The following is a 21,357-nucleotide window of genomic DNA, read 5'->3' as shown; positions in this document are numbered from 1 at the left end:
CTCCTTGGGGTTAGGAGGCGACATCGGCCGGCGCGGCGGCAGCCGCGTCGCCCGGGTCCGCATGGCTGTGCGGCCCCGGGCCCGTCGAGTCGCGGATGACCAACTCGGTCTGGAGCGTTACCTGGGCGGTGGTGCGACGGTCGTCGCCATGCTGGAGCAGCATGTCGACGGCCGCCCGACCGGCGGCCGCGTTCGGTGTGGCCACCGTCGTCAATTTGGGTCGGGTGAGCCGGCTCAGCGCGATGTCGTCGATGCCGACCACGCTGATGTCCCGGGGCACCGCGACCCCGTGTGCGTCGAGCCCTTCGATCAGGCCGATCGCCATCAGGTCGTTGTAGGCGAGCACGGCGGTCACCTCTGCCCGGCGGACCTGATCCGCCGCGGCGATGCCGCCGCCCTCGGTGGGCGGGTTGGGGCCGATCACGGTCAACGTGACGTCCGCCGAGCGGGCCGCCGAGGTGGCGGTCCGCCGGATCTCCCGGTTGGTCCACGATCCGCGCGGGCCGCCGAGCAGCGCGATCCGCCGGTGGCCGAGGCCGATCAGGTGCTCGACGGCGAGCCGGGCACCCTGGCCGACGTCGATCACCACGTTCGGCAGTCCGGTCACCTGCCGGTTGATCACCACCAGCGGTACGTCCCGGCTGAGCTGCTCGATCAGGCTGTTGCTCATCCGGGGGCTGCACAGCAGCACCCCGTCGACCTGCTTTGCGAGGGCGTGGACCAACTCCTCCTCGACCGCCGGGTCCTCGTTCGTGTCGGTGACGAAGATGTGGTAGTCGCGGTGCCGGGCCTGGCTTTCCGCCGCCTTGATCAGGGGCGGGAAGAACGGGTTGGCGATGTCGGCGACGATCAGCCCGATGTTGTGGGTCCGGCCGGTGATCAGCGCGCGGGCCGCCCGGTTGGGGCGGTAGCCGAGATGCTCCGCGCAGGCCAGCACCCGGCTGCGGGTCTCCGGGTTGACCAGATGCGGTGCCGAGAACGTACGGGACACGGTGGAGATGTGCACTCCGCAGGCCCGTGCGACGTCTCGAATGGTGGCTGGCACGCGTCGTCCTTCATCGATGTGGTCGCCGTCCGGTACGGGCGGCGACCGGTGTGGCTGGGGTCACGTTGGTTCGCCAATTAATGCAAACGGTTGCTCAGGTGTCAACGGTCTTCGATTGCGGATTTGTTGCGGCCGTGGGCATGTCAGGTGTTCGCAACCTCGCGTAACCTCTTAAACCGGGCGAGATGGTCCCCGGGCATTGACGAAGGTGTCCGTCTCATGGCAGCTTCTGCTGCAAACCTTTGCAGCCAACCCGGAGGCGGAGCAGGATGTCCCCAGAACCCGATCGGCGGCTGCGCTACGCGCTCGTCGGCACCGGCGCCCGCGCCGAGATGTTCGTCCGGTCCCTGGTCCTCGACTACCGGGACAGCACCGAACTCGTCGCCTTCGCCGACAGCAACCAGGCCCGGATGGACGCGCACAACGCCTGGCTGGAGGAGCTCGGTCGCGACGCAGTGCCCACCTACCCGGCCAGCGAGTTCGTGACCATGCTGAGCAAGGAACGGGTGGACGTCGTCCTGGTCACCACCGTAGACCGGGTGCACGACGAGTACATCGTCGCCGCCCTGGACGCCGGCTGCGACGTGATCACCGAGAAGCCGATGACCGTGGATGTGCCCCGTTGCCAGCGGATCCTCGACGCGGTGGCACGGACCGGGCGCACCGTACGGGTCGCCTTCAACTACCGGTACAACCCGCTGCACGAACGGGTCCGCCAGGTGCTCGCCGACGGCGAGATCGGCGAGATCGGCTCGGTGCACTTCGAGTGGCTGCTCGACGTGCGCCACGGTGCCGACTACTTCCGCCGCTGGCACCGCGACAAGGCCAACTCCGGCGGCCTGATGGTGCACAAGGCCAGCCACCACTTCGACCTGGTCAACTGGTGGCTGGACGCGGTCCCGGTGCAGGTCTACGCGGCCGGCCGGCTGTTCTTCTACGGCGAGCCCGGCCGCCGCCACGGCTACGCCCGCGACTACGACCGGGCACACGGCGAGGTCGCCGCCGCCGGCGACCCGTTCGCCCTGCAGTTGGCCGCCCACCCCCGGCTGCGCGCGCTCTACCTGGAGGCCGAGGCCGAGGACGGCTACCACCGTGACCAGAACGTCTTCGCCCCCGGCGTGACCATCGAGGACGACATGTCGGTGCTGGCCAGCTACTCCACCGGGGCCACGATGACGTACCACCTCACCGCGTACGCCCCCTGGGAGGGCTACCGGGTGATGTTCAATGGCAGCAGGGGTCGGCTCGAGCTGGAGGTGGTGGAGAGCGACTTCGTCAGCCCGTACGCCGCCGGCGAACTCAAGGGCGCCGCCCTGCACGGCGTCCAGGCGGCGGTGGAGGAGGGCTGGGCCAAGATCACCGTCCGGCCGTTCTGGGAGCAGCCCCGTCAGGTGCCGGTCGCCGGCTACACCCGGTCCGGGCACGGCGGTGCGGACGCCAAGATGACCGCAGTGCTGTTCGGCGGCGAGACCGACCCGATGGGCCGGGCCGCCACCGCCCGTGACGGTGCGCTCGCGCTGCTCACCGGGCTGGCCGCCAACCGGTCCTTCGAGACCGGCCAGCCGGTCCGGGTAGCCGACCTGCTCACCGTCGACTGACCGGCGGTCTGGCCACGGTGTACCGGCCGGCACCACCCACCGCACAGCGACGACCCCGATCCCGTACTCACGAGGAGCCTGCTTCCGTGTCCCCGCAACCCGACCGGTCGGACCAGCTGTTCCCGGCCGAACCCACCCAGCGGGCCATCGCCCGCGAGCTGTACGCGCACGCCCGGGACCTGCCGGTCATCTCGCCGCACGGCCACGTCGACCCGGCGTTGCTCGCCGACGACGAGCCGTTCCCCGACCCGGCGCGGCTGCTCGTCGTGCCGGATCACTACGTCACCCGGATGCTGCTCAGCCAGGGCGTCCCACCCGGCGAACTCGGCGTACCCGTGCGTGCCGGGGTCCGGCCTCGGCCACCGGCCGGCGACGGCGACTACGCCACCGAGGCCGACGGGCGGGCGATCTGGCGTCGGCTGGCCGCCAACTGGCACCTGTTCCGGGGCACCCCGTCGCGGCTGTGGCTGGAGAAGACGTTCGCCGAGGTGTTCGGGGTGACCGTCGGGCTGAGCGCGCAGACCGCCGACGAGGTCTACGACACCATCGCGGCACGGCTGGCCGAACCGGCGTACCGGCCCCGGGCGCTGTTCGAGCGCTTCAACATCGAGGTGCTGGCCACCACCGAGTCACCCCTGGACGACCTCGGCCGGCACGCCAAGCTGGCCGCGGACGGCTGGGGCGGCCCCGGCGGGCGGGTGATCACCACGTTCCGGCCGGACAACGTCGTCGACTTCGAGTTTGACGGCTGGTCCGACAACATCGCCGCCCTCGGGGCGATCACCGGCGCCGACACCGGCACGTACGCCGGCTTCCTCGACGCGCTGCGGTCCCGGCGGCAGGCCTTCATCGCTGCCGGAGCGACCAGCTCCGACCACGGTCACCTGACCGCGCTCACCCTGCGGCTGGACCGGCGCGAGGCCGCCGAACTGTACGACCGGGGGCTGCGCGGCGTCGCCACCGCCGCCGACGCCGAGGCGTTCCGGGCCCACATGCTGGTCGAGTTCGCCCGCATGTCCATCGAGGACGGCATGGTGATGCAGTTGCATCCAGGTTCGGTGCGCAACCACAACAAGTGGCTGTACGCCACCCACGGCCGCGACGTCGGCGGCGACATCCCGCAGGCCACCGAGTACCTGCACGCGCTGACCGCGTTGCTCGACGCGTACGGCAACGACCCCCGGCTACGGATCGTCGTCTACACCCTCGACGAGTACACCTTCACCCGCGAGCTGGCCCCGCTCGCCGGCGGGTACGCCGCCCTCTACCTCGGCGCACCCTGGTGGTTCCTGGACTCCCCGGAGGTGCTGCGCCGGTTCCGGGAAGCGGTCACCGAGACCGCCGGCTTCTACAACACCGCCGGCTTCGTCGACGACACCCGGGCGTTCTGCTCCATCCCGGCGCGCCACGACGTGGCCCGCCGGATCGACGCCGGCTTCCTCGCCCGGCTCGTCGCCGAGCACCGGCTCGGCCTCGACGAGGCGGCCGAGACCATCGTCGACCTGGCGTACCGGCTGCCCAAGCGGGTCTTCAAGATCGGGGAGAAGCTGCGATGACCGTCACCATCACCGGCGTCGACGTGCACGACGTACGGTTCCCGACCGCCGCGGCCGGCGACGGCTCCGACGCGATCAACCGGGGCGACTACTCGGCCACCTACGTCGAGCTGCGCACCGACTCGCCGAACGGACTCTTCGGCGCCGGCTTCACCTTCACCAACGGCCGGGGCAACGAGATCACCTGCGCGGCGGTACGCGCGTTGGCCCACCACGTCACCGGCCGGACCGTCGCCGGCATCGTCGCCGAACCGGTCGCCTTCTGGCGGTCGCTCACCGCCGACGTACAGCTGCGCTGGCTCGGCCCGGAGAAGGGCGTCATCCACATGGCGTCCGGCGCGCTGGTCAACGCCGTCTGGGACCTGCGGGCCAAACTGGAGGGCAAGCCGCTGTGGCGGCTGCTCGCCGAGATGCCGACCGACGAACTCGTCGCCAACATCGACTTCCACCACATCAGCGACGCGATCACCGCCGACGAGGCCGCCGCGATCCTCGACAAAGGGCTGACCGGTCAGGCCGATCGGCTCGCCGAGCTGCAGCGCGACGGCTTCCCGTCGTACACCACCTCGGTCGGCTGGCTCGGCTACCCCGACGACAAGGTCCGGGCGTTGACCCGGGCGGCGTACGCCGACGGCTGGCGGGCGATGAAGATGAAAGTCGGCGGCCCGATCGACGACGACGTCCGCCGCGCCCGGATCATCCGCGCCGAGATCGGCCCGGACGCGCTGCTGATGATGGACGCCAACCAGGTGTGGGACGTCGACGAGGCGATCACCAACATGGCCCGGCTGGTCGAGGTCGACCCGTACTGGATCGAGGAGCCGACGCACGCCGACGACGTGCTCGGCCACGCCCGGATCGCCGCCGCCGTCACCGAACTGTCCGACGGGCGCTGCCGGGTCGCCACCGGCGAGGTCGCCGCCAACCGGGTGATCTTCAAGCAGCTGATGCAGGCCGAGGCGATCCGGGTGTGCCAGATCGACTCCTGCCGGATCGCCGGGGTCAACGAGGTGCTGTCGGTGATCCTGATGGCCGCCAAGTTCGGTGTGCCGATCTGCCCGCACGCCGGCGGCGTCGGCCTCTGCGAGTACGTGCAGCACCTGGCGATCTTCGACTACCTGCGGGTCGGCACCTCGCTGGACGGGCGGATGGTCGAGTACGTCGACCACCTGCACGAGCACTTCGTCGACCCGGTCCGCACCCGGGGCGGCCGCTACCTGGTGCCCGAACAGCCCGGTTACAGCGCCACGATGAAGCCGGCGTCGATCGCCGAGTTCTCCTTCCCGGACGGGCCGGTGTGGCGGTGAACGACGACATCGCGCTGCTCGGCCTGGACACCCTGGGCCGGGTGCCGGCCGACGCCCGACCGGTGGTCCGCCCCGGCGACGTCGGCGCCGGCATCGTCCACCTCGGACTAGGTGCGTTCCACCGGGCCCACCAGGCGGTCTACACCGAGCAGGCGGTCGCCACCGCCGGCGGTGACTGGGGCATCATCGGCGTCGCACCGCGCAACATCGACGTGGTGCGGCGGCTCACCGACCAGGACTGCCTGTTCAGCGTCACCACGCTGTCCGCCGAAGCGGCCAGGACCCGGGTCGTCGGTGCGCTCACCGGGGTCCGGCACGCCGCCAGCGACCCGGCGGCGGTCGTGGCCCTGCTGGCCGACCCGGCGATCCGGGTGGTCACGCTGACCGTCACCGAGAAGGCGTACCAGCTGGACCCGGTCACCGGGCGGCTGCGGCCGGACGAAGCGGTCGCCGCCGACCTGACCACCGACCGGGCGCCGACGACCGTACCGGGCCTGCTGCTACGCGGGCTGGCCGCCCGCGCCGCCGCCGACGCCGGCCCGCTCGCCCTGGTCAGCTGCGACAACCTGCCGTCGAACGGACGCCGGCTTCACGGGCTGGTCACCGAGGCCCTGGCGTACGCGAAGGTGCCCGACGGGACCGCCGACTGGGTGCAGGCCAACGTCACCTTCCCCGGCACCATGGTCGACCGGATCGTGCCGGCCGCCACCGCGCAGACCCTGGCCGCCGCCCGGTCCGCGCTCGGCGTCAGCGACCTGGCGGCGATCGCCGGGGAGCCGTACACGCAGTGGGTGATCGAGGACGACTTCCCCGGCGGCCGGCCGGCCTGGCAGACCGCCGGGGCGGTGCTGACCAGCGACGCCGGCCCGTGGGAGCGGCTCAAGCTGCGCGGGCTCAACGGGGTTCACTCGGCCATCGCCTACCTCGGGGCGCTGGCCGGGCACGACACCATCGCCGAGGCGCTGGCCGGTATCCCCGGCCTGCCCGAGGTGCTGCGCCGGCTGATCGCCGAGGACGTCGCGACCAGCTTCACCCCGCCGGACGGGGTGTCGGTCGTCGGGTACGGCGAGTCGGTGCTGGAGCGGTTCGCCAACCCGGCGATCCGACACCGCACCATCCAGGTGGCGATGGACGGCTCGCAGAAGCTGCCGCAGCGGGTCCTGCACACGATCGCCGACCGGCGGGCGGCCGGCGACCGGCCGTACTGGTCGGCGTTGGTGGTCGCCGCCTGGATGCGGTTCGTCCAGGGGCGGGCCGACGACGGGGCCGAGTTGCCGCTGGCCGACCCACTCGCCGCGCAGATCCGGGCGACGCTGGCCGGGTCCGGGGGCACCCCGGCCGGTGTGGTGGCCGCGCTGCTCGGGCTCACCGAGGTGTTCCCACCCGAGCTGGCGGCCGACCCGGAGGTCCGCGAGATGATCACGACCTGGCTGACCGCGCTGGACCGGCACGGGGTGGTCGGCGCACTGACCGGCGCGGCCGGCTGACCGCGGTCGTCGACAGTTGGAGGTTCCCGACGTGAGGAACACCCCGCCCCGGGTGGCCCTGATCGGTGCCAACGGGCACGGACTGTGGCACCGGCGCCAGATCGCCCCGCTGCACGCCGCCGGCGAACTGCGCCTGGTCGGCCTGGTCGACGTACGGCCGGTCGAGCCGGCCCCCGACGCTCCGGTCCCGGACGGGGTGCAGGTCGAAACCGACCACCGGCGGATACTGGCGGACACCCGGCCGGACGTGGTGGTGATCTGCACGCCGCCGTACACCCATCTGCCGATCGCGCTGGACGCGCTGGCCGCCGGCGCGGACCTGCTGCTGGAGAAGCCGCCGGTGCTGTCGCTGGACGAGCACCGGCGGCTGACCGCGGCGCTGGCCGAGCACGGCCGGGTCTGCCAGGTCGGTTTCCAGGCGCTCGGGTCGGCCGCGCTGGCCAACCTGATCGCGGCAGCCGCCGGCGGTCGGCTCGGCCGGGTCACCGGTATCTCGACGGTCGCTTCCTGGCAGCGCGACGACGCGTACTACCGGCGGTCGCCGTGGGCCGGGCGGCGTACGGTTGACGGCCGCCCGTCGTTGGACGGTGCGCTGGCCAACCCGTTGGCGCATGCCACCATGCAGTGCCTGGCGGTGGCGGCGGCGGTGGATCCCAGCCCGCCGGTGCTGGTCGAGCTGGAACGTTACCGGGTGCGGCCGATCGAGGTGGACGACACCGCGTCGATGCGGGTCACCCTGGATTCGGGGCTGGCGATCGTGGTCGCGGTGACCCTGGCCGGGGAGGAGTTCATCCCCGGTGAGGTGCTGGTGCACGGCACGGCCGGCGCTGCGGTGCTGGAGTATCCGACGGACCGGCTGCGGCTGCCCGGCGAGCGATCGATGCGGCCGGTGCCGGGGCGGACCGGTCTGCTGGAGAACCTGCTGGCGCACCGGCGGGATCCGGTCGGCGTACCGCTGATCGCCCCGCTGGCCCGGACTGAGGCGTTCACCGCGCTGCTGGAGGTGGTGCAGGACGCCCCGGAGCCGTGTCTGCTCGGTCCGGACCGGACGGTCGCGGCCGGGGTGGCCGGAGCGGACCGGGTGCTGACGATCGAGGGCGTGAACGCGGTCGTCCGGCGCGGCGCGGCCGAGCTGGCGCTCTTTTCCGAGCAGGAGGTGCCATGGGCGGTCCGGCCGCACCGGGCCCGGCTGGCGCGGGGGGTGGTGGGCCGCTGACCGGGGTAGCGGAAAACGTACTGCAAATCGACGGCCGCCGCCGGTGTCGCGAAGTCGGACAGATCAGTCGTCCCCTCGGCAAACTGATGCCGGGTAAATAGGTCTCGCCCGAATGCAATGCAAACAATCTGCAAACAACTTGCATTGACACATTTCGTGATGAAATTTATCGTTTGGGTTCAGGAAGATTGCGTCAGTGTTACGTGATCGAGTCCAGACAATAGTTTGCGGAGTGTGGTAATGCGACTGAGGAGATTGACTGCCGCTGTTGCCGGAATCGCGATCGTGGCGGTGCTGCCGGCCCCGGCCGCCGCCGGCCGGGACACCAACTCCGACCGGCTGTCCTGGACGGCCCGGTCGCTGGGCCGGCAGGCGTTGCCGCCGAACGACGGCTGGGCGGCCGCCGGTGCCGGCACCACCGGAGGATCGGCGGCCAGCCAGGACAACGTTCACGTGGTCGACAGCCGAGCCGAGTTGATCGACGCCCTCGGCGGCGACAACGCCACCAACCGGAACAACGACACCCCGAAGATCATCTACATCAAGGGCACGGTCAACGGCTTCGAAGGCCCGGACGGCAACCTGCTGACCTGCGCCGACCTCGCCGACCCCGAGTACGACTTCGACGAGTTCCTGGTCACCTACGACCCGGCCGTCTGGGGATACGAGAACGACCCGAGTGGCCCGCTGGAGGACGCCCGTCGACGGTCGGTCACCAACCAGACCCGGTACACCCAGATCAACGTCGGAGCCAACACCACCATCATCGGGCTGCGCGGAGCCCGGCTGGAGAACCTGACCCTGATGGTGGACAGCGTCCGGAACGTCATCGTCCGCAACGTCGTCTTCGACGACGCGTACGACTGCTTTCCCGCCTGGTCGCCGGATGACGGCGACGCCGGCAACTGGAACTCCCAGTTCGACCTGATGTCGGTGCGTCGCTCGGAGAATGTCTGGGTCGACCACAACACCTTCACCGACGGCGACAACCCGGACAGCGCCCAACCGATCTACTTCGGCCGGCCGCTGCAGGTGCACGACGGAGCGCTCGACATCACCCACACAGCCAGCCTGGTGACCGTGTCCTACAACCGGTTCGACGGCCGGGACAAGGTCATGCTGATCGGCTCGTCGAACACTGTCGGCCCGGACGTCGGCCGACTCAACGTCACCCTGCACCACAACGTCTTCGACGGCAGCCTGCAACGGCTGCCCCGGATCCGGTTCGGTCAGGTCGACGTCTACAACAACCACTACGACCTGTCCGGCGACGATTTCGAGTACGCCGTCGGAGTAGGCGTACAGGGCGCACCGTACCTGGAGAACAACTCGTTCCGGCTGGGCTCCGGGATCGACACCGCCGACCTGCTGCACGACTGGGGCGGCACCGTGCTGACCGAGAAGGGCAGCTGGGTCGGGCAGGGTCACCGGCCGCTGCGCCCGGCCAGCCTGCTCGACGCGTACAACGCGGCGAACGAGCCGGACCTGGGCGACGACGCTGGCTGGACCCCGACCCTGCGGCACGGGGCGGCGCTGCCCACCGCGGTCGTCCCGATCTACACCCGGCTCACCGCGGGCGCCGGCAAGCTCCCGGTCTGACCTGTCGGCAGGCTACCGGTCTGACCGACCAGCCCGGCCGGGTCACAAGCGGGGTGGGCCGGCGAGACGCCCGCCGGCCCACCCCTTTCCCCGCACCGCCACCGGCGCGGTGCCAACCGAAGGAGTGCACGTGCAGCGCAGCACGAGTAGACGCCGTCGTGGCCTGTTGGCCACGCTCGGCGCGAGCGCGGTCGCCGCGACGCTGGTCCTCGCGGCGACCAGCGGCAACGCCCACGCCGCGACGTTGTTCCAGGCCGACTTCGAAAGCGGCGGCACCAGCGGCTGGTCCAAGTCCGGCGGCAGTTGGGAGGTCGTCTCCGACGGCAGCCAGGTGCTGCGGCAGGACAACACCGGCAGCAACCTGGCCCGGTTCTTCGCCGGCAGCACCAGTTGGACCGACTACCAACTGCAGGCCCGGGTCAAGCCGTTGTCGTTCAACGGTTCCGACCGATTCGTCGGCATCGCCTCCCGGGTCACCAGCAACACCAGGATGTACCGGTTGGCGCTGACCAGCAGCAACCGCGCCGAGCTGCAGGTGGTCAACGGCAGCCAGATCACTGTGCTCGGCTCGGCGGCACTGAGCGTGGCCACCGGCACCTGGTACACCCTGCGGATCGAGTCGAGCGGTAGCACCGTCCGCGGCTACGTCGACGGCAGCCAGATCGGCTCCGGCAGCGACGACTCATACGACTCCGGCCGGATAGCCCTGGTCACCGGCTACGCCGGGGCCAGCTACGACGACGTCAGGGTGGACACTCTCGGCTCCGTACCGGAACCGACGACCCCCGCGCCGACCACCGCACCCCCGACCAGCCCGCCCCCGACCACCGCACCCCCGACGAGCCCGCCGCCGACCACCGCGCCGCCGACCAGCCCGCCGCCGTCCGGTGACACCCTGTACGTTGCACCGAACGGTAGCGACAGTGCGTCCGGGACGGTGTCCAACCCGACGACGCTCACCTCGGCGATCACCCGGATCGCCCCCGGCGGCACGATCTACCTGCGTGGCGGCACCTACCGATACTCGCAGACCATCACCATCGCTCAGGGCAACAGCGGTACGTCCAGTGCCCGTAAGAACCTGTACGCCTACCCGGGCGAGACGCCGATCCTGAACTTCTCGGCACAGAGCGAGGACTCGGCCAACCGCGGGCTGGCGATCGGCGGGTCCTACTGGCACGTCTACGGCATCATCGTCGAACGGGCCGGCGACAACGGGATCCTGCTCGCTGGCAACCACAACATCATCGAACGGGTGGTCACCCGGCACAACCGGGACACCGGCCTGCAGCTGTCGCGGCTCATCGCCGGAGCACCGCGCGACCAGTGGCCGTCCAACAACCTGGTGTTGAGCTCGGTGTCGCACGACAATGTCGACTCCGACGGTGAGGACGCCGACGGATTCGCCCCGAAGCTCACCGTCGGTTCCGGCAACGTCTTCCGCTACACCGTGGCGCACAACAATATCGACGACGGCTACGACCTGTACACCAAGAGCGATACCGGGCCGATCGGCGCGGTGACGATCGAGCACTCCCTGGCGTACGACAACGGCACGCTCAGCAACGGTGGTCAGGCCGGCGACGGCGACCGCAACGGCTACAAACTCGGCGGCGAGGACATCGGCGTCAACCACACCATCCGGAGCAACATCGCCTACCGCAACGGCAAGCACGGGTTCACGTACAACCGCAACCTCGGCACGATGACGGTGTCGAACAACGTCAGCATCGGCAACGAGGAACGCAACTTCAACTTCGACGGCGGCAGCTCGGTGTTCCGTGGCAACACGTCGTGTGACAGCGGCTCGAACGACCGGATCATCGGCAACTCAGACAGCTCGAACCAGTTCTGGTCCGGCTCGAACGGCTCCCGGTGCTCGACATACTCGGGCTCGTTTGGCTGGTCGTTCGCCTTGGACGGTCGTCTCGTGGTCACCTTCGGGGGACGGGTCGTTACACCGTGACCGGCTTCGTCCACTGACCAGGACCGTCCACCAGAAAGCGGTGCGGCCGGTCTTCCCGGTAGGGAAGACCGGCCGCACGCGACGAACCAAATGTCGTGACTCGCCAGCCGGGGCGGCGGTCGGTCAGAGCCGTCGGCCGTTGGCGGCGTGGAACGCGTGGTGCTGGCCCGGCCGGGGTCGGACGAACACGGTGTCGTTCATCCGCGGCATGTGCCGGCGGTCGGTCCGCACCACGAACCGCTCCGAACTGCCGTCGAGCGTCGCGTAGCCGTAGACGTTGGCGTCCGAGCCGAGGTCCTCGACCAGCTCGACCGACATCGGCATGCCGCCCTCGGAGGCGCCGACCAGGTCGCAATCCTCGGGACGGAACCCGACGGTGACCTTGTTGCCGCCGCCGTTGGCCTTGGCCGCCTCGACCTGCTCGCGGCTCAGCTCGACGACCAGGTCGGCGAAGACGGCACCCTGCTCGGTCAGCGGGACGGTCTTGATGTTCATGGCGGGGGAGCCCATGAAGCCGGCGACGAAGACGTTCGCCGGTACGTCGTACAGGTTCCGCGGGGTGTCGACCTGCTGCAGCACGCCGTCGAGCAGCACCGCCACCCGGTGGCCCATCGTCATCGCCTCGACCTGGTCGTGGGTGACGTAGACGGTGGTGACCCCCAGCTTGGCCTGCAGCGAGGCGATCTGGGTACGGGTCTGCACCCGCAGCTTCGCGTCGAGGTTCGACAGCGGCTCGTCCATCAGGAAGACCTGCGGCTCCCGGACGATCGCCCGACCCATCGCGACCCGCTGGCGCTGACCACCGGAGAGCGCCTTCGGCTTGCGGTTGAGGTACTCCTCCAGCTGCAGCAGAGCGGCGGCTTCCTTGACCCGGCGGTCGATCTCCGACTTCGAGGTCCGGCGCAGCTTCAGCGCGAAGGCCATGTTCTCGTACACCGTCATGTGCGGGTATAGCGCGTAGTTCTGGAAGACCATCGCGATGTCGCGGGCCTTCGGCGGCAGGTGCGTGACGTCGCGGTCGTCAATGAGGATGCGGCCCTCGTCGACGTCCTCCAAACCGGCGAGCATCCGCAGGCTGGTGGACTTACCGCAACCGGAGGGGCCGACCAGTACGAGGAATTCGCCGTCGCCGATCTCGAGGTCGAGCTTGTTGACAGCGGGTCGCTCGGTGCCCGCGTAGATGCGGGACGCCTGGTCGTAGGTGACCGTAGCCATGGTCAGTGCTTCCTTTCACCGGCAGGAACGTGCCGGACGATCCGAGTGAAGGAGCGACCGGCGCTCTGAGCGCCGGCCCACGCGTACTCGCAGCCGCCAGGGCGACGTGTCGCACGTGTCACGCCACGGTAAACGGGATTTGCCTGGCTGCCAAGACCGGGACGGCCCGCAACTACCTCCGATAACCGACCAAAACGGACACAGGGGTGGGGTATGCCACTGTTTGTCACCCTCGGCCGGAGGTCGACGGCGACCGCCGGAGCGGCGGACACCCGTACGCAGAACGGGAAAGATCGATTGGACAGACCGGCCGATGCAGCGGTATCGCCACGTCAGTGGCTATGCTGACGCTGAACGAAGCGCTGCCCCTGTAGCTCAGTTGGCCAGAGCACTCGCCTTGTAAGCGAGATGTCGCCGGTTCGAGCCCGGCCGGGGGCTCCAGCACCGCCCCGCAGGTCCCGCCGTGTGACGCACGGCGGGACACGGCGAGAGCAACGCTGGTGACGACAGCAGTCCGCTGAGCTTGCCGGTGGCTTGGCGCATCACACGGCTGTCTGCTGGTGGTGCTGCAGGCAGAGGCCCTGCCTGCGACGTCCGGGCAGTACCAGATTCTCCCGCCGCTCGTTACCTCGTACTGCCATTGCTCCAGACCGTCGCCCTGGACCATGCGGCTTCCTGGCTCACCCTTTAGCCGATGCTGTCGGTGTGGCTTGTCCGGATCTGCTGGGCCGTAGGTCAGAGCCTCCCACGCCTGCCACAAGTTACCCGGCGTCCTCGGACACCATCGGCGCAGGTACAGGACCGAGGTCGGAGTCTACCGCGCGGGACAGTTCTTGGGCGAGCGCCGGGTCAGCGTGAATCGCCGCAGTCTGCTGCCATTCGTGAATCATCCACCCGAATGGAGTCCATACATCAAGATCGCTGCATGCTTCAAGGGTCCACATGAACTCCTTGACGAAGGTAATGCGATCTTTTTCGGGAAGGAAGTTGGTCCATGGGAAGGCGTCTACCAAGGCCTCCGTGATCAGCTCCTCGCCGCCAAGCTGGAAGAGATTGCGGAGTAACCGCGTGCTCGTCTCGATCCCCTGACGTGCCTGCTGGGCGCGATCTTCCCGCATGATCACGAAGGGAACGCCGTCCCCTCGGCGCTCCAGCCGAACTTCGCCTGACGACTCGACCGCAGATGCAACATCACGTGGTGCGCGTGCCGAGTCACTCCACTGCATGGTCTGCGTAGAGTCAATGCTGAACTAATTCAGCCCTGGTGCGCAATGCATTGAAAGTGATTTAGCTCACATCGAGCAGTGCCAGACTTGATCTGTCGCGACTGGTGCTGTAATGGCAGCGGCGGCAGCGTCGCTGCTGACTGTAAGGTGCTTCCGCAGAGCTGATGCCACAGGTGCATCCTGATTCGTGTCCGGCATCAAGCTGCACGAGTGCCTCGACCCCATATGTTGGCACCGCATACAGACCCGAGTCCGTCCGGCGACTGCGCCCCGGCCCCGGCTCCGGCCGTCGTGGGGTGGCTCCTGCCCCGGGTAACGGTTCGGTGGTGATTCCATCCCGTCGGTTCCTGTCGGGGGACTCAGTTGTCGCCGCCCACCGTTACGATCGGCCGGCCCCGCGTACAGCGGGTTGCCAGGAAAGCTCCGAGCCGCCTGCCGGTCAGGAGTCACGGGGCCCTCATCAGAAGTAGGTAGAACATGTCTGACCCCTCTCAGCCGCAGTACCCGGGCGCGCCCGCCGGGCAGCCGGTGCCGCCGGCTGGAGCCGCTCCCGGGCCGGCCTACGCCGGCCAGCCCGGCGTTCCGATGGCCCCGCCGCCCAAGAAGTCCAAGGCCGGCCGGATCATCCTGATCGTGATCGCCGCCGTGCTGGTGCTCTGCCTCGGCGGGGCGGCTGTCACCTTCTTCCTCGTCCGGGACACCGTCGGTGAGGTCATCGAAGCGACCCAGACCCGGCTGGTCGCCCCGGACACCCTCGCCGGCCGTGAGCTGAACACCGACCCGACCTTCCAGGGACTCGCCGAGGAGGTGGCCACCGGGCTGGCCGCCGACGTGCCCGAGTCGACCAGCAGCATCGGCGCCTTCTACGGCGACATCGAGCAGGAGAACCTGGTCATGATCGCCGGCGTCTCCGGCGTGATGGCCGACCCCGACCAGGAACTGGCCGACGCCACCGAAGGCGACGCGACGGGCCTCGGGATGACCAACGTCACCGACGTCGACGCCGGTCCAAAGGGCGGGTCGGCGCGGTGCGGCGACGCCGACCTCGAAGGCATCCCCGGCGGGGTCTGCGTCTGGGCGAGCCGCGGCGCGCTGGTGATGTACGTGTTCTACTTCAGCACCGGCGAGGAAGCCGCCGGCTCGCTCGTCGAGATCCGCGACGCGGTCGAGCAGACCAGCTGACGGACAACTGACCGACGTCGGCCCGCCGCACTACCACTACTGCGGCGGGCCGACGTCGGCCGGCGTTGACGGGTGTCGCTCCCGCGCCAACAGCCCGTACCGCCGAATTGTCCGCAGCGGCTCGGTGGCTGCGCCCTCCCGACGCAGGATGTGGTTCGCGGCCAGGATCCCGGTCACCGCTGCCCGTTCCATCAGAGCGCTCGGCAGATCAGTGTCGATCCCGTCGCCGGCCAGGAACAACCCGTCCGCGTCGGTGACCACGCCGGGCCGCCCCGCCGCCGCCCCGGGCGGAAACGCCGGGGCCTGCGCCTCGACCCGCGCCCGTGACTCCAGTACCGGCAGGTCGGCCACCTCCGGCCACAGCGCCGCCAACTCGGCACGCATCCGGTCGGCCAGCACCTCCGCCGGCACCTGCTCCGGGCAGGCGTACGCGTGGAGTTCGAGCACCGCGCCCCGGCTGCGCTGCGCCCACTGCCGCGCCTGACGCTCCAGCCGGTGGTAGAGGGTGACCGAGTCCAGGGTCGGCTGGCGGGAGACGCCGCTGAACACCGGCCGGTCAGGGGCGACATCGCCGCCCAACCAGAGCCGGGCCACCGCGTACGGAGGAGCGTCGACCAGCGAGCCGACCCGCTCGGCCAACGTCGGCGCGGCCTCGGCCAGCCGGGGCGAGTCAGCTAGCAGCGTGCGCAACGCCGGCGGGTCGACGGCCAGCACCACGTACCGGGCGGTGTGCGCGGCTCCGGAGGCGGACCGCACCTGCCACCCGTTGGCCCGCCGGGGGATGACGGTGTGCACCACGTCGCCGGTGACCACCCGGCCACCGTGCCGGCGCAGATGTTCGTGCAGCGGTTGCCAGATCGCGGCGTCGTAGTCCTGCTCCGGTGCGTCGAAGCCGAGCCCTTCTGGACTGCCCAGGAAGTAGAAGTGAAAGTTGGCCACCAGCTCGGCGGCGGACATCTCCCGCTCGTGGTTGAAGAACGAGTGGGAGAAGACCTCGAACAGCATGGCGCGGGCCCGGTCCGGCAGCCGCAGCGAGTCCAGCAGCTCGGCGGCGGACCGCTGGTCGAGCTCGGCGTACGTCCGGTCCGGATGGTAGGCCAGCAGCGGCATCGCCGCCCCACGGTCCATCTCGCGTAGTTCGCGCAGCCGCAGACTCGGGCTGCGCAGCAGCAGCGCGAGCAGGTTCAGCGGCGGTGTGGTCGGCAACCGGCCGAACTCCTCCGGCGGCCACTGCGCCGACCACACCGGATAGCCGTCGACCGGGCGCAGCATGCCGAGTGTCGGGTCGGCCCGGCGCAGGATCGCCCGCCAGTTGTAGTACTGGCGGAAGAACGCGTGGAAACCGTGGTCGACCGGCTGGACCGTACCGTCGGTCAGCGTCTCCGGCCAGGCGGCCAGCCGTCCGCCGAGCTGGGCGGCGCCTTCCAGCACGGTGACCCGTACGCCGCGTTCGGCGAGGACGATCGCCGCGCACATGCCGGCGATGCCGCCGCCGACGACCAGCGCGTCGGTGCCGGCGGCCACCCGGTCGGTGCCGGCCGGATCCGCCCGGACCAGCTCGGACCGTACGCCGAAGAGCCGGCCGACCGTTCGGGACAGTCCCAAGAGTTCGTCCTCCCAATCGCGATGATGGGCCGGGTGCCGGGTCCAGTGTGCCGGTCCGGTCGGGTGGGGAGGCGACTTTGGGGTCACCCCGCGCGTGCCGTCGGTGGCTACCATCCGGACCATGGCTGTCGACCCGTGGCGTGACCGCGCCCGCCGCGCCGTCGGCGGTCGGCTGCGCAGCAACGGCGACAACCAGCCGCACTACGTCGTCTGCGGACACGACCCGCTGGCCTATCGGCTGGTCGGCGAGCTGGTAGCGGCGGCCGCCACAGTCACGGTCATCGTGCCGACCCGGCCCCGACCGGACGGTCCGGACATGCGGTCGATCAAAGGCATCCGGCTGCTGCGGGCCGACCGGCTGACCGAGCAGACGTTCCGCAGCGCCGGGCTGGCCGGCGCGCGCGGCCTGGCGCTGCTCAACCAGGACGACGTCGGCAACATCAACGCCGCGCTGTGCGCCCAGGAGGTCGAGCCAGACCTGCGGGTGGTGATGCGGATGTTCAACACCCGGCTGGGCAGCCGGGTGAAGCGGCTTTTCGTCGACTGCGAGGTGTTGTCCGACGCGTCGATGGCGGCACCCGCCTTTGTCGCGGCCGCCCTCGGGGTGGTGTCGCCGACCCACTTCCGCCACGGCGGCCGGACGCTGCATGTGGCGCAGCGCGAAGAGGTCCGCCCCGAGCACGTCATCTGCGGGCTGGCCGACCTGAGCGACGCCGGCCGCCCCCGGGTGCTGCCGGCCGACCAGCACACCGCCGATCTGGTGTTGGCAGAGGCGGCCGGCAGCCAGCTGGCGCCGGTCCGAGCGGCCCGGCGGATCGTCCGCGCCCGCCAGCGCGCCCGGCTGTGGCGGGATCCGATGAGGGCGTTGCGGTCCTTCGCCACCCGCAAGATCGGGATGGCTACGCTCGGCGTACTGGCGGTGGTGGTGGTCTTCGGCATGCTGCTGTCACGTGCCGAGGGGGTGAGCGTCGTTGAGGCGGTCTACCTGACCGTGGTGATGACGCTCAGCGGAGCCGATCCGGACCTGGGCAAGTCGGCAGCCGTACAGGTGATGCAGGTGGTGCTCAGCCTGGCCGGGCTGGCGTTGATCCCGCTGCTCACCGCCGCCGTGGTGGACGGTCTGGTGAACGCCCGGCTGGCGATCGCCGACCGGCAGGCCCGGCCGGAGCGGGCCGGGCACGTGGTGGTCGTCGGACTCGGCAACGTCGGCACCCGGGTGATGTGGCAGCTGCACGACCTCGGCGTCGAGGTGGTCGGGGTCGACAAGGACCCGGACGCGCGGGGCGTGCCGGTCGCGCGGGAGCTGGACATCCCGTTGATCATCGGCGACGGCTCCCAGGAGGAGACGCTGCGCGCCGCCTCGGTGGCGACCTGCCGGGCGCTGGTGATCGTCTCCACCGACGACGTGACGAACCTGCAGGCGGCGCTGTACGCCCGGGAGATCCACAGCGACGTGCACGTCGTGCTGCGGCTGTTCGACGGCGATTTCGCCAGCCGGATCCAGCGCACCTTCAACATCGGCATATCCCGCAGCGTGTCGTACCTGGCCGCGCCGGCGTTCGCCGCCGCGCTGATGGACCGGGAGGTGATCGCCACCATCCCGGTCGGTCGGCACGTGCTGCTGGTCGCCGAGGTGATCGTCGCCGCCGGGTCGGCGCTGGACGGCGGGTCGCTCGCCGCCGCCGGCGACAATCCGGGCGTACGGGTGATTGCGTTCGCGCAGTTCGGCGAGCCCGGACCGGTCTGGCTGCCGGCGTCGGGTTTCCGGCTGCGGGCCCGGGACCGGATCACCGTGGTGGCCCGCCGGTCCGGGCTGAGTTGGCTGCTCAAGCAGGCCACGGAGCCGGTCGACGAGGCCGAGCCGGCGACCTGAACCGGGTCGGCGATCCGGGCCTACCCGTTGATCCCGGCCGGGCCGGTCAGGCGACCGGCACCTCGGTGCCGAGTACCGCCTGCTCGTCGGGGTAGTGCACCAGCACATCCGCCAGGAACGACTGGACCGCCGGGGCCAGCCCGACGTCCCGGCCGGCCTCCTCGGACAGCCGCCACCGGTGTTCGATGACCTGGGCGAACAGCTCCGACGGCTCGACCTTGCGGCGTAGGTGGGCCGGGACTGCCCGGACCACCGGCTCGAAAACCTCGGTCAGCCAGCGGTGCGCCGCCTGCTGCTCGTCGGTCAGGTCGCTCTCCGCCCGGTGCGCATCGAGGTCGTTGAGCAGCCGGCGGGCCTGGTTCTCCTCGGCGTCGAGGCCGGTCAGCCGCAGCAGCCGCCGACTGTGGTAGCCGGCGTCGACCACCTTTGGCCGGACCAGGTAGGAGCCGCGGTCGACGACCGACATCGCCACCTCGGCGACGTCGAAGCCGAGCTCGTTGAGCCGTCGGATCCGCCGTTCGATGTCGTGCCGGGACTCCCGTTCGATGTGCTGCTCGTAGGTGATCTCATGCCACAGCCGTTCGTAGCGGGCGACGACCTCGTCGGCGACCGTCTCCGGGTCGATCGACTCGTGCAGCAGGCCGGCGGCCTGCAGGTCGAGGGCCTCACCGAAGATGTTCACCCGGGCGATCTCCAGGTCCTCGCCGCGCTGCCCGTTGGACAGGCCCGGCCGCAGTGCGCCGGTCTCGGCGTCGACCAGGTACGCGGCGAACGCACCGGCGTCGCGGCGGAACAGCGTGTTGGACAGCGAGCAGTCACCCCAGAAGAAGCCGGTCAGGTGCATCCTGACGATCAGCGCGGCGAGCGCGTCGAGCAGTCGGGCCAGGGTCTCCGGGCGCAGCTGGTTGGAGAACAGCGCCCGGTACGGCAGCGAGAACTGCAGATGCCGGGTGATCAGCACCGGGTCGAGCGGTTCGCCGTCGGCGTCGGTGCGGTCGGCGACGATCGCCACCGCTTCGACGGCCGGGAAGTCGATGCGCTCCAGGGCGCGCAGCAGGTCGTACTCGCGTTCGGCGACCCGTTCGCCGGTCTCCTTCACGGCGTAGACGGTGCCGGCGAGTTTGACGAACCGGACGACGTGCCGGGAGATGCCCTGCGGCAGCGCCACCAGGTGGTCGGCAGGCCACTGCTCCAGCGGTGTCGACCAGGGCAGGTCGAGCAGCGCCGGGTCCACAAGGGCCGAGGTGATCCGCACGGGATCAAGCATGACGGGTACGACGCCCGGATGCCGCCTGCCGTGGCTCGGCTAACACTGTTGATTTGATCCATATTCAGCGTCTTCGTGGTGGTCCCGCCGTCAAGCTGTCGCCGCCCCGACACGACATCGTCACCGCACCGGTTCGGTAACCTGGCCGGCGTGCCCGAGCCGACCGCCACCTGCCCGTCCGCGCCGCCGGCCGACGCGCCGCGGCGACCCGGGCCGACGCCGGCCGGCTGGTGGTTCGACGCGGTGCTGCTGGCCGCGCTGGCCGGGCTGACCGGGTCGCTCGCCGCCGGGGTGTTCCTCGACACCGACCTGGCGGTACGGGACTGGGTCGACGCGCACCGGCCGCCGGTGGCCTACTGGGTGGCCCGGGTGCTCAACTTCTTCGGCCAGGGCGGCTGGGTGCTGATCCCGGTCTCCACCGTGCTGGCGCTCTGGCTGGCCCGGCGGGTCCGTTCGGTGCGTCCGCTGCTGCCGGTGCTCGGCGCGGTGGTGGCGACCTACCTCAGCGTCGGCGCGATGAAGGTGCTGCTGCCCCGGGGCTACCCGCACGACTTCGACGACCCGTTCCCGGAGCGGCTGTTCACCGAGGCGACCCCGGCGATGGCGTACCCGTCCGGGCACGTGACCAACGCGATCGTCTGGTACGCGGTGATCGCCCTGCTGATCACCGGTCTGCTACGGGCGTACGGCCGGCCGGTCCCGGCCCGGCGGCCGTTCCCCGGCTACCTGGCGCTGCGCTTGCTGCCGGCGGCGGTCCTGTTCTGCAGCACGGTCTACCTCGGCTACCACTGGCTGACCGACTCGGTCGCCGGGCTGCTGCTCGGCTGGCTGCTGCTGCGCCTGCTGCAGCGGGTGCCGTGGGACACCGTACGGCTACCGTGGGTGCGCGGCGGCCTGGACCGCCCCGCCGGGCTCTTCTAACCAGTAAGCCCCCGCTGTTCGGTGCCGCGTCGAGTTGCAGGCTGCACGCCTCACCCGGCCCCTGACTTGCACCGTTGGCGGGCTAGGGACGACGCCGTACGCTCCGGGGTATGTCGGGTCTGTCGCTTCCGCGTGGAGCCCCTGGCCGGACTCGAAGCGGCGACATCTCACTTTACAAGCTCTGCACACTCCGCCCGGCTTAGCCTTGTCTGTCTTTGATCGCCTACGATCGGAGTAGGCACCTTCACCACGGGGCATCGTATTGACCTCTGCTAGCCCACCGATCGGGCACGC

Annotated in this window: 15 protein-coding genes and 1 tRNA gene; 11 read left to right on the top strand and 5 right to left on the bottom strand. The window is 70.4% G+C overall.

The genetic code is table 11. The annotated features are described in order from the left end of the window. Positions 1-10 precede the first annotated feature (10 nt). A complete protein-coding gene (locus tag O7621_RS02085; protein WP_282232478.1) occupies positions 11-1,045 on the bottom strand; it encodes a LacI family DNA-binding transcriptional regulator in 1,035 nt (344 codons plus the stop codon). 269 nt (positions 1,046-1,314) lie between these two features. Here O7621_RS02085 and O7621_RS02080 point away from each other — a divergent pair, with 269 nt between their 5' ends. From O7621_RS02080 to O7621_RS02050, 7 genes are all read left to right on the top strand, one after another. Next, positions 1,315-2,643 carry a Gfo/Idh/MocA family oxidoreductase gene (locus tag O7621_RS02080; protein WP_282232477.1) on the top strand — a complete coding sequence of 443 codons (1,329 nt, stop codon included), beginning with the start codon at positions 1,315-1,317 and terminating at the stop codon, positions 2,641-2,643. Positions 2,644-2,729: 86 nt separating this feature from the next. Beyond that, complete coding sequence (uxaC, locus tag O7621_RS02075; protein ID WP_282232476.1) at positions 2,730-4,199, top strand: glucuronate isomerase; 1,470 nt, start codon at positions 2,730-2,732, stop codon at positions 4,197-4,199. After that, complete coding sequence (locus tag O7621_RS02070; RefSeq protein ID WP_282232475.1) at positions 4,196-5,506, top strand: enolase C-terminal domain-like protein; 1,311 nt, start codon at positions 4,196-4,198, stop codon at positions 5,504-5,506. The genes uxaC and O7621_RS02070 overlap by 4 nt, the downstream gene beginning before the upstream one ends. Beyond that, a complete protein-coding gene (locus tag O7621_RS02065; protein ID WP_282232474.1) occupies positions 5,503-6,993 on the top strand; it encodes a mannitol dehydrogenase family protein in 1,491 nt (496 codons plus the stop codon). The genes O7621_RS02070 and O7621_RS02065 overlap by 4 nt, the downstream gene beginning before the upstream one ends. A gap of 31 nt (positions 6,994-7,024) precedes the next feature. Then, complete coding sequence (locus O7621_RS02060) at positions 7,025-8,209, top strand: Gfo/Idh/MocA family oxidoreductase (protein ID WP_282232473.1); 1,185 nt, start codon at positions 7,025-7,027, stop codon at positions 8,207-8,209. 240 nt (positions 8,210-8,449) lie between these two features. Further along, the gene (locus tag O7621_RS02055) at positions 8,450-9,808 is read left to right on the top strand and encodes a pectate lyase (protein WP_348775282.1); all 1,359 of its coding nucleotides are present in this window, start codon (positions 8,450-8,452) and stop codon (positions 9,806-9,808) included. 130 nt (positions 9,809-9,938) lie between these two features. Then, complete coding sequence (locus O7621_RS02050; protein ID WP_282232472.1) at positions 9,939-11,774, top strand: right-handed parallel beta-helix repeat-containing protein; 1,836 nt, start codon at positions 9,939-9,941, stop codon at positions 11,772-11,774. Between the two features lie 123 nt (positions 11,775-11,897). Here O7621_RS02050 and ugpC read toward each other — a convergent pair whose 3' ends face one another. After that, entirely contained in the window at positions 11,898-12,989 is a 1,092-nt protein-coding gene (ugpC, locus tag O7621_RS02045) for a sn-glycerol-3-phosphate ABC transporter ATP-binding protein UgpC (protein ID WP_282232471.1), read from the bottom strand. Positions 12,990-13,353: 364 nt separating this feature from the next. On the opposite strand from ugpC, the gene O7621_RS02040 reads away from it, so the two are divergent. Further along, positions 13,354-13,430: transfer RNA gene (locus O7621_RS02040), tRNA-Thr, on the top strand. A 320-nt stretch (positions 13,431-13,750) separates the two neighbouring features. On the opposite strand, the gene O7621_RS02035 is transcribed toward O7621_RS02040, so the two are convergent. Next, positions 13,751-14,113, bottom strand: coding sequence for a hypothetical protein (locus O7621_RS02035; RefSeq protein ID WP_282232470.1), 363 nt, complete (start codon positions 14,111-14,113; stop codon positions 13,751-13,753). A gap of 579 nt (positions 14,114-14,692) precedes the next feature. Here O7621_RS02035 and O7621_RS02030 point away from each other — a divergent pair. Further along, complete coding sequence (locus tag O7621_RS02030; protein ID WP_282232469.1) at positions 14,693-15,397, top strand: hypothetical protein; 705 nt, start codon at positions 14,693-14,695, stop codon at positions 15,395-15,397. Between the two features lie 36 nt (positions 15,398-15,433). Here O7621_RS02030 and O7621_RS02025 read toward each other — a convergent pair whose 3' ends face one another. Then, positions 15,434-17,002 (bottom strand): FAD-dependent oxidoreductase, encoded by a 1,569-nt coding sequence (locus O7621_RS02025; RefSeq protein ID WP_282232468.1) that lies wholly within the window; start codon positions 17,000-17,002, stop codon positions 15,434-15,436. A gap of 121 nt (positions 17,003-17,123) precedes the next feature. Here O7621_RS02025 and O7621_RS02020 point away from each other — a divergent pair, with 121 nt between their 5' ends. Further along, complete coding sequence (locus O7621_RS02020; RefSeq protein WP_282232467.1) at positions 17,124-18,875, top strand: NAD-binding protein; 1,752 nt, start codon at positions 17,124-17,126, stop codon at positions 18,873-18,875. Between the two features lie 46 nt (positions 18,876-18,921). Here the strand turns inward: O7621_RS02020 and O7621_RS02015 are convergent, their stop codons facing one another. Next, positions 18,922-20,142 carry a DUF4032 domain-containing protein gene (locus O7621_RS02015; protein ID WP_282232466.1) on the bottom strand — a complete coding sequence of 407 codons (1,221 nt, stop codon included), beginning with the start codon at positions 20,140-20,142 and terminating at the stop codon, positions 18,922-18,924. A gap of 150 nt (positions 20,143-20,292) precedes the next feature. Between O7621_RS02015 and O7621_RS02010 the strand changes: the two genes are divergently transcribed. Then, positions 20,293-21,063 carry a phosphatase PAP2 family protein gene (locus O7621_RS02010; RefSeq protein WP_282232465.1) on the top strand — a complete coding sequence of 257 codons (771 nt, stop codon included), beginning with the start codon at positions 20,293-20,295 and terminating at the stop codon, positions 21,061-21,063. Positions 21,064-21,357: the final 294 nt, after the last annotated feature.

Origin of the sequence: Solwaraspora sp. WMMD937 (assembly GCF_029581175.1) — a bacterium.
GTDB lineage: Bacteria > Actinomycetota > Actinomycetes > Mycobacteriales > Micromonosporaceae > Micromonospora_E.
The sequence above is the reverse complement of the archived record's forward strand: the minus strand, read 5'-3'. Positions and strand labels throughout refer to the sequence as shown.

Bases quoted from the DNA above. Each gene is read 5' to 3' on its own strand.
- O7621_RS02055 (WP_348775282.1), top strand. From the start codon at position 8,450: ATGCGACTGAGGAGATTGACTGCCGCTGTTGCCGGAATCGCGATCGTG.
- O7621_RS02030 (WP_282232469.1), top strand. From the start codon at position 14,693: ATGTCTGACCCCTCTCAGCCGCAGTACCCGGGCGCGCCCGCCGGGCAG.
- O7621_RS02080 (WP_282232477.1), top strand. From the start codon at position 1,315: ATGTCCCCAGAACCCGATCGGCGGCTGCGCTACGCGCTCGTCGGCACC.
- O7621_RS02015 (WP_282232466.1), bottom strand. From the start codon at position 20,142: ATGCTTGATCCCGTGCGGATCACCTCGGCCCTTGTGGACCCGGCGCTG.
- O7621_RS02070 (WP_282232475.1), top strand. From the start codon at position 4,196: ATGACCGTCACCATCACCGGCGTCGACGTGCACGACGTACGGTTCCCG.
- O7621_RS02020 (WP_282232467.1), top strand. From the start codon at position 17,124: ATGGCTGTCGACCCGTGGCGTGACCGCGCCCGCCGCGCCGTCGGCGGT.
- ugpC (WP_282232471.1), bottom strand. From the start codon at position 12,989: ATGGCTACGGTCACCTACGACCAGGCGTCCCGCATCTACGCGGGCACC.